This window comes from Streptomyces sp. NPDC048483 (assembly GCF_040651455.1).
Classification (GTDB): domain Bacteria; phylum Actinomycetota; class Actinomycetes; order Streptomycetales; family Streptomycetaceae; genus Streptomyces.
Genome location: NZ_JBEZJZ010000033.1, coordinates 66,810 through 75,513 on the forward strand (window position 1 = coordinate 66,810; position 8,704 = coordinate 75,513).

General features: G+C 73.0%; 10 protein-coding genes. 5 read left to right on the top strand and 5 right to left on the bottom strand.

Annotated features, from left to right (window positions below):
• Positions 1–25: 25 nt before the first annotated feature.
• The 3 genes from AB0D04_RS19160 to AB0D04_RS19170 all read right to left on the bottom strand — a co-directional run bounded on the left by AB0D04_RS19160 (position 26) and on the right by AB0D04_RS19170 (position 2,066).
• Positions 26–388 carry a hypothetical protein gene (locus AB0D04_RS19160; RefSeq protein WP_362704435.1) on the bottom strand — a complete coding sequence of 121 codons (363 nt, stop codon included), beginning with the start codon at positions 386–388 and terminating at the stop codon, positions 26–28.
• Positions 389–572: 184 nt separating this feature from the next.
• Positions 573–1,403 carry an ammonia-dependent NAD(+) synthetase gene (gene nadE, locus AB0D04_RS19165; RefSeq protein ID WP_362704438.1) on the bottom strand — a complete coding sequence of 277 codons (831 nt, stop codon included), beginning with the start codon at positions 1,401–1,403 and terminating at the stop codon, positions 573–575.
• 108 nt (positions 1,404–1,511) lie between these two features.
• The gene (locus tag AB0D04_RS19170) at positions 1,512–2,066 is read right to left on the bottom strand and encodes a GH25 family lysozyme (protein WP_362704441.1); all 555 of its coding nucleotides are present in this window, start codon (positions 2,064–2,066) and stop codon (positions 1,512–1,514) included.
• A 322-nt stretch (positions 2,067–2,388) separates the two neighbouring features.
• On the opposite strand from AB0D04_RS19170, the gene AB0D04_RS19175 reads away from it, so the two are divergent.
• Both AB0D04_RS19175 and AB0D04_RS19180 read left to right on the top strand, forming a co-directional pair.
• A complete protein-coding gene (locus AB0D04_RS19175) occupies positions 2,389–3,141 on the top strand; it encodes a response regulator transcription factor (protein WP_362704443.1) in 753 nt (250 codons plus the stop codon).
• Positions 3,142–3,205: 64 nt separating this feature from the next.
• A complete protein-coding gene (locus AB0D04_RS19180; protein ID WP_362704466.1) occupies positions 3,206–4,618 on the top strand; it encodes a HAMP domain-containing sensor histidine kinase in 1,413 nt (470 codons plus the stop codon).
• A 76-nt stretch (positions 4,619–4,694) separates the two neighbouring features.
• Here the strand turns inward: AB0D04_RS19180 and AB0D04_RS19185 are convergent, their stop codons facing one another.
• On the bottom strand, positions 4,695–5,141 hold the full coding sequence (locus tag AB0D04_RS19185; protein WP_362704446.1) for a BlaI/MecI/CopY family transcriptional regulator: 447 nt from the start codon (positions 5,139–5,141) through the stop codon (positions 4,695–4,697).
• 264 nt (positions 5,142–5,405) lie between these two features.
• Between AB0D04_RS19185 and AB0D04_RS19190 the strand changes: the two genes are divergently transcribed.
• From AB0D04_RS19190 to AB0D04_RS19200, 3 genes are all read left to right on the top strand, one after another.
• On the top strand, positions 5,406–6,098 hold the full coding sequence (locus AB0D04_RS19190) for a phosphatase PAP2 family protein (protein ID WP_362704449.1): 693 nt from the start codon (positions 5,406–5,408) through the stop codon (positions 6,096–6,098).
• A gap of 177 nt (positions 6,099–6,275) precedes the next feature.
• Positions 6,276–6,566, top strand: coding sequence for a hypothetical protein (locus AB0D04_RS19195; protein WP_362704452.1), 291 nt, complete (start codon positions 6,276–6,278; stop codon positions 6,564–6,566).
• Positions 6,567–6,656: 90 nt separating this feature from the next.
• Positions 6,657–6,875, top strand: coding sequence for a hypothetical protein (locus tag AB0D04_RS19200; RefSeq protein ID WP_362704455.1), 219 nt, complete (start codon positions 6,657–6,659; stop codon positions 6,873–6,875).
• Between the two features lie 111 nt (positions 6,876–6,986).
• Here AB0D04_RS19200 and AB0D04_RS19205 read toward each other — a convergent pair whose 3' ends face one another.
• Positions 6,987–8,369 carry an L-serine ammonia-lyase gene (locus tag AB0D04_RS19205; RefSeq protein ID WP_362704458.1) on the bottom strand — a complete coding sequence of 461 codons (1,383 nt, stop codon included), beginning with the start codon at positions 8,367–8,369 and terminating at the stop codon, positions 6,987–6,989.
• Positions 8,370–8,704 lie beyond the last annotated feature (335 nt).

Sequence of the window (8,704 nt, forward strand, 5' to 3'; positions counted from 1 at the left end):
GGCTCCTCGCCGCCCGTCCCGCCTCTCACGCGCTCTGCCGGGGCCGGTGGTGAAGCTGGAGATGCGGGCGCCGGGGGCGCAGATGCGGATGCGGGTGGTGGGCGTCGGCCCGGCGCCGCCGGTCGTTGCAGAGCAGGCACTTGCCGTACTCCGGCGGGAGCGGATCCTCCGGGTCGCCGTACAAGGGGTCGACGGCGCCGTTGGGGTGCTCGGCGCATCCGGTCGGGCCGGCCCCGGCGCCCAGCGACCCGGCGACGGACAGCGCCCGCCGGAGGACGTCGACGAGCTGGTCTGCGCCGTGCCGGGTCGGCGCATGCTGAAGGGCGGAGGCAATGTCGGAGGCGGTGGTCAGCGCGGTCTGGAGTTCGCGCAGCTCTGCGTAACCCATGCCTCGCAGGGTAGGCGCCCCCACTGACAGTTGATCTTGAGATCGCACTTCGCGGCTTCCCATGGCCGCATGCATTCCCGCTCGGGCCCACGTTTTAGCACCGCGGTGGTGACCGGGGCCTGGACGGCGGATGACAGGTGGGGACGGTCGCCCCCGTCCCGGACCCCGCCCCCACGGGCCCGCCTCAGGGCGCGATCGGCAGCGCCCGCTTGTGCTCGGTCAGGCGGTAGCGGCGCACGATGGCCTCGAAGGCGGCGCCGTCGACCGGCTCGCCCTCCAGGAAGTCGTCGATCTGGTCGTAGCTCACCCCGAGCGCATCCTCGTCCGGCTTGCCCGGATCCAGCGTCTCCAGGTCGGCCGTCGGGACCTTCCACACCAGCTCGGCCGGGGCCCCGAGGGCCTCCGCCACGGCGCGCACCCGCCGCTTGGTCAGCCCGGTGAGCGGGACGACATCGGCCGCGCCGTCGCCGAACTTCGTGAAGAAGCCCGAGACGGCCTCGGCCGCGTGGTCGGTGCCCACGACCAGACCGTCATGGGCGCCGGCGACCGCGTACTGCGCGATCATGCGCTGCCGGGCCTTGATGTTGCCCTGGACGAAGTCCTGGTGATGCGCGTCACGGAAGACGACGCCGCCGTCCACCGCCGCTGCCAGCGCCGCATCGCCGGCCGGCCGGATGTCGACGGTCAGCTCCCGGTCGGCGCGGATGAACTCCAGCGCCAGCTGCGCGTCCTTCTCGTCCGCCTGGACGCCGTACGGCAGCCGCATCGCGAAGAACGTGGCGTCGTGGCCGGCGGCACGGGCCCGCTCCACGGCCAGCTGGCACAGCCGGCCGGTGGTCGTGGAGTCGACGCCCCCACTGATCCCGAGGACCAGCGACCGCAGCCCGGTGGACGTCAGCCGCTCCGTGAGGAACGTCACCCGGCGCTCGATCTCCAGACGGGCGTCGAAGGACGCACTCACCTGGAGATCCCGGGCGATCTCCTGCTGCAGGGCCTCGGCCGCAGGGTCGGTCACGGCTGCTCCTCTTGTCGCTGTTCGAGTCGTACGGACGCATGATGCCGTACGCATGCCGTACGGCATGTCGTCTGCATGCCGTACGCATGATGCCAAGAAGAGAAAACCCTATGACGGGTGTGCCCACTTCTTGAGCGCCGCCTTGCTCTCGAAGTCCGCGACGTCCTTGTCCAGCGGCCGGTCGGTGTACTGGTGAATGCGCCACTTCGCCTTGATCCGCGGATGCCCGGCGGAGACGTAGTCGGCGATCCACAGCCCGTCCGCGGCGTAGGACGTGGTGTCGTGGTTGAGCCAGAAATCACGGTTGCAGTAGAGCATCACGCGGTGCGTGGGCCGCAGCTTCTTGACCTCCAGCAGGAACTGGTCCTTCTGCGCATTGCTCGCATAGGTCCCCTCGCCGGTGCGCTCCCAGTCGGCGGCGAGGATGTCGCCCTGCACCGAGGCGCACTTCTCGACGAAGTATTTCGCCTGCGCCGCGATGTTCCCCGGCCACAGGAAGTGGTAGAAGCCGACCACGCACCCGGCCTTACGGGCCTTCGCCGCCTGCGCGGACTGGTGCGGGTTGATGTACGAGCGGCCCTCGGTGGCCTTGACGATCACGAAGTCCAACCCCGCCGTGGAATACGAGGTGTTGTAGGAGCTGACATCGACACCATGCAGCATGCGCGGCCTCCCGCCGGTCGGACCTGCCGTTCGAAGGGTTGTCTGGGACGAGCGTTGTCTGAGCGGAGCGTCATCTGAGTCCGAGCGTCATCTGAATCAACTGCCCGGGGTATCCATAAGGTTCCAGAAGTTCAGCATTCTCATGGTCCGGGACGCCAGATGGTGGCAGTGAAGTTCCGTACGGAGCGGAAGAGTTGGCGCGCGGGGCCCGTGGCCGCGGTTGATTTGTCCGGTACCTGCCAATCAGTCGGGTAAGGGGTGAGCCGCGGGCGTGGTCCCGGTCGGCCTCCGCCGCGGCGCACGGCCTTGGCAGACTTGCCGGGTGACCCATTGCGTACTGCTCGCCGAGGACGACCGTCCCATCCGCACCGCGCTGGAGCGCGCCCTGACCCTGGAGGGGTACCGGGTCACCGCCGTCGCCGACGGGCTCCAGGCGCTCGCCGCCGTGCACCGCGAGCGGCCCGATGTGATCCTCCTGGACGTGATGATGCCGCGGATGGACGGGCTCAAGGTGTGCCAGGTGCTGCGCGCGGAACAGGACCGCACCCCGGTCCTGATGCTCACCGCCCGCGTCGAGACCGCCGACCGGATCGCCGGGCTCGACGCCGGCGCCGACGACTATGTCGTCAAGCCCTTCGAGGTCGAGGAGGTCTTCGCCCGGCTGCGGGCCCTGCTGCGCCGAACGCTCCCGCAGAGCGCCCCGCCGCAGACGGACGGCCCCGACCACGGTGATCCCCACCCCGGCGACGAGCCCGACGACGGCACCCCGGACACCGGCATCGTCGAGGCGGCCGACCTCCGTATCGACGGCCCCTCGCGCCGGGCCTGGCGCGGCGACCGCGAGCTGGAGCTGACCCGGACCGAGTTCGAACTGCTGGAGCTGCTCGCCCGTCACGCCGGTGTCGTTCTCGACCACTCCACGATCTACGACCGGATCTGGGGCTACGACTTCGGCCCCGGCTCGAAGAACCTCGCGGTCTACGTGGGATATCTGCGCCGCAAGGTCGATGTGCCCGGCAGCCGGCCCCTGATCCACACCGTGCGGGGCGTCGGTTACGTCCTCCGGGAGGACTGAGGTGTCCGGGCCGGGCGGCCGCCCCGCCGGCCGCGTCCGCCGCGTCCGTGACCGCGCCCGCCGCCTGCGGGACCGCCTTGGCGCCTGGCTGCGCAGCCGGCAGCCGGCCAGCCTGCGCACCGCCTTCTCGCTGACCTTCGCCACCGGGGCCGCGGCGGTGACCGTACTGGTCGGGTTCCTCAGCTACGACGCGGCCGCCCGGCTGGTGCGGGTGGACGAGAAGTCGGCCTTCGCCGAGGTCGTACGGGATCTGCGGACCCAGGTCCAGGAGAAGCCGTTCCGGCCCGCCGACTACGTCACCGCCGACCCCGACCACGACGGGCCGCGCGACGACCTCACCCGCCCCACCCGCACCGACGTCCAGATCCTGGACGCCGACGGCCGGATCGTGGACCTGGGCCGCCCGCTCCTCCCCGCCGGCCCGCCGGAACGCCGGATCGCCGCGGCCGGGCGCGCGGGCCGCTACACACAGCGGGAGGCAGCGGTGGGCGACGAGGAGTACCACGTCGCGACCGTCGCCCTGGGTGGCGGCCGCGGGGCGGTGCAGGTCGCCCAGAAGTTCAGCGGGACCGAGGACCTGCTCGCCGCGCTCCAGCAGCGCACCGTCCTCCTGGCGGCCGCGGTCATCGCGCTGGCCGGGGCGGCCGGCTGGTGGCTGGCCCGCCGGATCACCGGCCGGCTGATCCGGCTCACCTCGGTCGCCGAGAGCGTGGCCGAACGCGGGCGGCTGGACGTCCCGGTCCCGGTCGCCGGCCGGGACGAGGTCGCCCGGCTCGGCCGCGCCTTCGACGACATGCTCGGCCGGCTGGCGAACTCCGTCGAGGACCAGCAGCGGCTCGTCCAGGACGCGGGCCACGAACTGCGCACCCCGCTCACCTCGCTCCGTACGAACATCTCGCTGCTCGGGCGCTTCGAGGAGCTGCCGCCAAACGCCCGCGACGAACTCCTCGCCGACCTGGCGGGCGAGGCCCGCGAACTCACCGACCTGGTCAACGAGCTGGTCGCACTGGCCGCCGGCGGCCGGGGCGACGACCCGCTCGCCGCGGTGCGCCTGGCCGACGTCGCCGAACGCGCCGCGGCCTCCGCCCGCCGCCGTACCGGCCGCGAGATCACCGTACGGACCACCCGCCCCGCCGAGATCGAGGGCCGCCCCGCCGCACTCCACCGCGCCGTCACCAACCTCCTGCAGAACGCCGCCAAATTCGACCCCGGCGGCACCAACCCGATCGAGGTCACGGTCACCGGCACCCGCATCGAGGTCCTCGACCGCGGTCCCGGCATCGCCGCATCCGACCTCACCCGCGTCTTCGACCGCTTCTACCGCGCCCCGGCGGCCCGCGGGCTGCCGGGCTCCGGCCTGGGCCTCGCCATCGTCCGGGAGATCGCCACGGCCCACGGGGGGCACGCCTTCGCCGCCCGCCGGCCGGGGGGCGGCGCGGTGCTGGGGTTCACGGTGGGGGAGGGGACGGAGCGGTGATACGGAGGTGGGGCGGCGGCTGAGGGACCCGCGCGCCGCCCTCGCCGCCCCGTCGTGGAACCCGGGGCGGCGAAGATCACGGGGCGGATCCGGGGCCGGTGTCCGTACGGGCACCCGGCCCGTCCCGCCGTCCGCCGCCGTCCTGCCCGGCGCCGGCCGCGCCGTCCAGCAGGGAACGCAGCAGCCGTTCGTCCTCGCTCGTCAGCTGCGCCACGAAACGGGCCAGCGCGGTGCCCCGGTCGGCCTGCTTGTCGAGCTCGCTGCGCATCCGGCGGGCGGTCAGCCCGGCGGCGTCCTGTATCGGCGCATACGCGTAACCCCGCCCGGCCCGGGAGCGGGAGACGGCCCCCTTGTCGTGCAGCCGGGTGAGGATCGTCGTGACGGTCGTACGGGCGAGCCGGCCGCCCAGCGCGGTCTGCACCTCGGCGGGACTCAGCGGCCCCGCGGCCGCCCAGAGCGCCGCCAGCACACTGGCCTCCAGCTCGCCGGGCGGGCGCCGCGGCGCGGGTGGTGTCTGCGACATGGCGCCCTTCAGCCTCTCGCCGGTCTACAGTCGCGTGGACCGATACCGTCTACGTGACTGTAGACGGTCGGGCCGGCCGCACGGCAGGCCGCTCCAGCAGATCCGCCCGCACCCGGAATCCGACCCCCCTCTCCCCGCCGGCGGATCCGCCCTCCGCCCTTCGCCCTCTGCGTCCCGCCTCCCGCCTCCCGCCGCCAAGGAGACCCCCATGCCCGCATCCGGGCCGGTCCGGGCCACCCGGCTGCGCGCCCCGGTGGCCGGGCGGTGACCCCTACGGGGCCGCGCCGCCCTCTCGCCCTGATGAGCCTCGCCGCGCTCTGCGCCGTCCTGTTCACCGCCGCGGCCGTCGTGGTCTCCGTACGGCACGGAGCCCCCCTCGCCCCCGAACGGACCGCCCACCACTGGTCGACGGTCCACGCGGGCGAACCGCTGCGCTCGCTCGCCCGCGCCCTCACGGCGACCGGCACCGGTCTTGCCCCGTATCTCATGGCGGTCCTCGCCGGGCTGCTCGCCGGACGCGACACGCTCGGCCGCCTCCGCGCGGTGGCCTGCACCGTGGCTGTACTGGCCGTCAGCCAGGCGATCCGCTACGGCCTGATGCACCTCCTCGCCCGCCCCCGCCCGCCCACGGCCGAGTGGGCCGCACCCGCCGCCAACTACGCTTTCCCCTCGGGCCACGCCACCACCTCCGCCCTGGCAGCCGGCCTCCTGGCCTGGGCCATCGCTCACCGTGCCCGCCCCGCCACCACCCGCACCTGGTACGCGGTACTCGCCCTCTGGACCGTCGCCGTCGGCGCCACCCGCGTCTACCTGGGCGTCCACTGGCCGCTCGACGTCCTGGCAGGCTGGCTCCTGGCTGCCACGCTCCTGCCCCTGGCCCTCCTGGCCGAGCCCTTCGCCCTGGCTCCCGACCGCCCCGGAAATGAGCTCCCGCGCCCTCCGGCACGCCATGAATAGCTGACGATACGACCAGTTCTTCGCCAAGCGGGCATGGACCGGCCGGACGGCGAGCACCACTGTCATGGGCGCCGGAAGGCGGCCCGCACAGCGATCACGGCATCAGCGATCACGGCATCAGCGATCACGGCACCAGCGCTCATCACAGCGCGCTCACCGCACCGCCAGGGGGACGCCATGGAACGACGGCTCGACCACGCACCGAACCCCCCGGCGGCCCCGCCCTGCGCGGGACGCTGCCCGGCGGCCGCCGCCAAGGACCCCACGCCGTGCGAGGGCCCGGCCGACGCCGCCACCCTCGTCGACCGCCACGGCCGGGAGATCGCCGGGTGCGTCCACCACTGTGCCCGCCTCCTCGCCGGCCTCGAAGGCGCCCGGGTCCACCCGTTCGTGCTGCCCGCACACGCCCTCGACATCTACTCCCGGGCCAGCGAACTCCCGCCGTTCGCCTGGGAGGTCGGCCGCTGAGTCCGGGCCGCGGAGGCGTCCGGATTCCTGTGGCGCGTCCGCGGCCCCGGCCGAGGACAGCACGACCGAGCGCCACAGCTCCGCGGCGAGGTGGCCGCCCCCGACCGGCTGCCCGCCGAGTACGCGCTCTGTCTGCCGGCCGCCCGCAGAGCCGACCTGCGCCCGCCCACCCGGCGCCGGCTGGAGGCCATCATCGAAGTCGGCCGCCGCTGGACCGACGGCCCCGTACGGATCCAGATCCTGATCGGCGTCGGGGCAGGGGGCGGCGGACAGCGGGTCCCGGAGCCGGGCCGGCAGCCGGTCTCCTGACTGTGGCTTTCCAAGGGCCCGCGGATCGTGGCTGCATCGCGCGTCCTTGTGCCCGCGGTGGCGGAAATACGCGCCTACGCGAGACGAAGGCGCTGGTCAGGGCCTACGCCCTCAGCACTCGATGATGTTCACCGCGAGCCCGCCCCGCGCCGTCTCCTTGTACTTGACGCTCATATCGGCGCCGGTTTCCTTCATCGTCTTGATGACCTTGTCCAGGGAGACGTGGTGCCGGCCGTCGCCCCGCAGCGACATCCGGGCGGCGGTGACGGCCTTGACCGCCGCCATGCCGTTGCGCTCGATGCACGGGATCTGCACCAGGCCGCCCACGGGGTCGCAGGTCAGGCCCAGGTTGTGTTCCATACCGATCTCGGCGGCGTTCTCCACTTGCTCGACGGAACCGCCCAGCACCTCGGCCAGCCCGCCGGCGGCCATCGAACAGGCGGAGCCGACCTCGCCCTGGCAGCCGACCTCGGCGCCGGAGATGGAGGCGTTCTCCTTGAAGAGCATGCCGATCGCACCGGCGGCGAGCAGGAAGCGGACGACGCCGTCCTCGTTCGCACCGGGGACAAAGTTGACGTAGTAGTGCAGAACGGCCGGAATGATGCCCGCCGCGCCGTTCGTCGGGGCGGTCACCACCCGCCCGCCGGCCGCGTTCTCCTCGTTGACGGCCATCGCGTACAGCGTGACCCACTCCATCGCGTGGGCTGCCGTGTTGCCCTCGGAACGCAGCGCGCGGGCGGCAGTGGCGGCCCGGCGGCGGACCTTCAGCCCGCCCGGCAGGATGCCTTCACGCGACATGCCGCGCTCCACACACCCCTGCATGACCCGCCAGATCTCCAGCAGACCGGTCCGGATCTCGTCCTCGGTGCGCCAGGCCTTCTCGTTCTCCAGCATGAGGGAGGCGATGGACAGGCCCGTGTCGTGGGAGAGACGCAGCAGCTCGTCACCCGTACGGAAGGGATGCTTGAGCACCGTGTCATCGAGCTTGATGCGGTCTTCGCCCACCGCGTCCTCGTCGACGACGAAGCCGCCGCCGACGGAGTAGTAGGTCTTCTCCAGCAGGGGCGCGCCGGTGGTGTCGTAGGCGAAGAGGGTCATGCCGTTGGCGTGGTACGGCAGGGAGCGGCGGCGGTGGAGGATCAGCTCGCGGCTCTCGTCGAAGTCGATCTCGTGGGCAGAGCCGATCTCGGCGCCGAGCAGCCGCAGGCGGCCGGTGGTGCGGATGCGCTCGACTTCGTCGTCGGCGGTCTCGACGTCGACGGTGCGGGGGGAGTGCCCCTCCAGCCCCAGCAGCACGGCCTTGGGCGTGCCGTGCCCGTGTCCGGTGGCCCCGAGGGAACCGAACAGCTCGGCCCGTACCGATGCCGTCTGGGCGAGCAGACCGTCCTTCTTGAGCCGGCCGACGAACATCCGGGCGGCGCGCATCGGGCCGACGGTGTGGGAGCTGGAGGGCCCGATGCCGATGGAGAAGAGGTCGAAGACGGAGATGGCCATGGCGGCGGACTCCCTTGTCTGCTCGGGGTGGGTGGTGGAGCGGTGAGGCCGCGGTAGGGGGCGTGGGGTGGCGCCCGGTCGGCTGCAGGCACGTTTCTGCGCCGACTGTCGAGCGTAACCCGGATCGCGGCATGGGCCCACGGACGGGAGCCGTCGGGTGGCCGTCGTCACGGACAACGGCGGATGGCACGGATGTGCCGGGCCGGAGCTGCGCGGATGCGGCCCGGTGGGGTGTGCCCCGGCCCAGCCCCTTCGGACGCTTCGCGGACCTCGCCGCCGAGGAGGCCGCGTACCGGGCGAGCGAGGCGTACGACACCGACCGCACCCACTGGCGC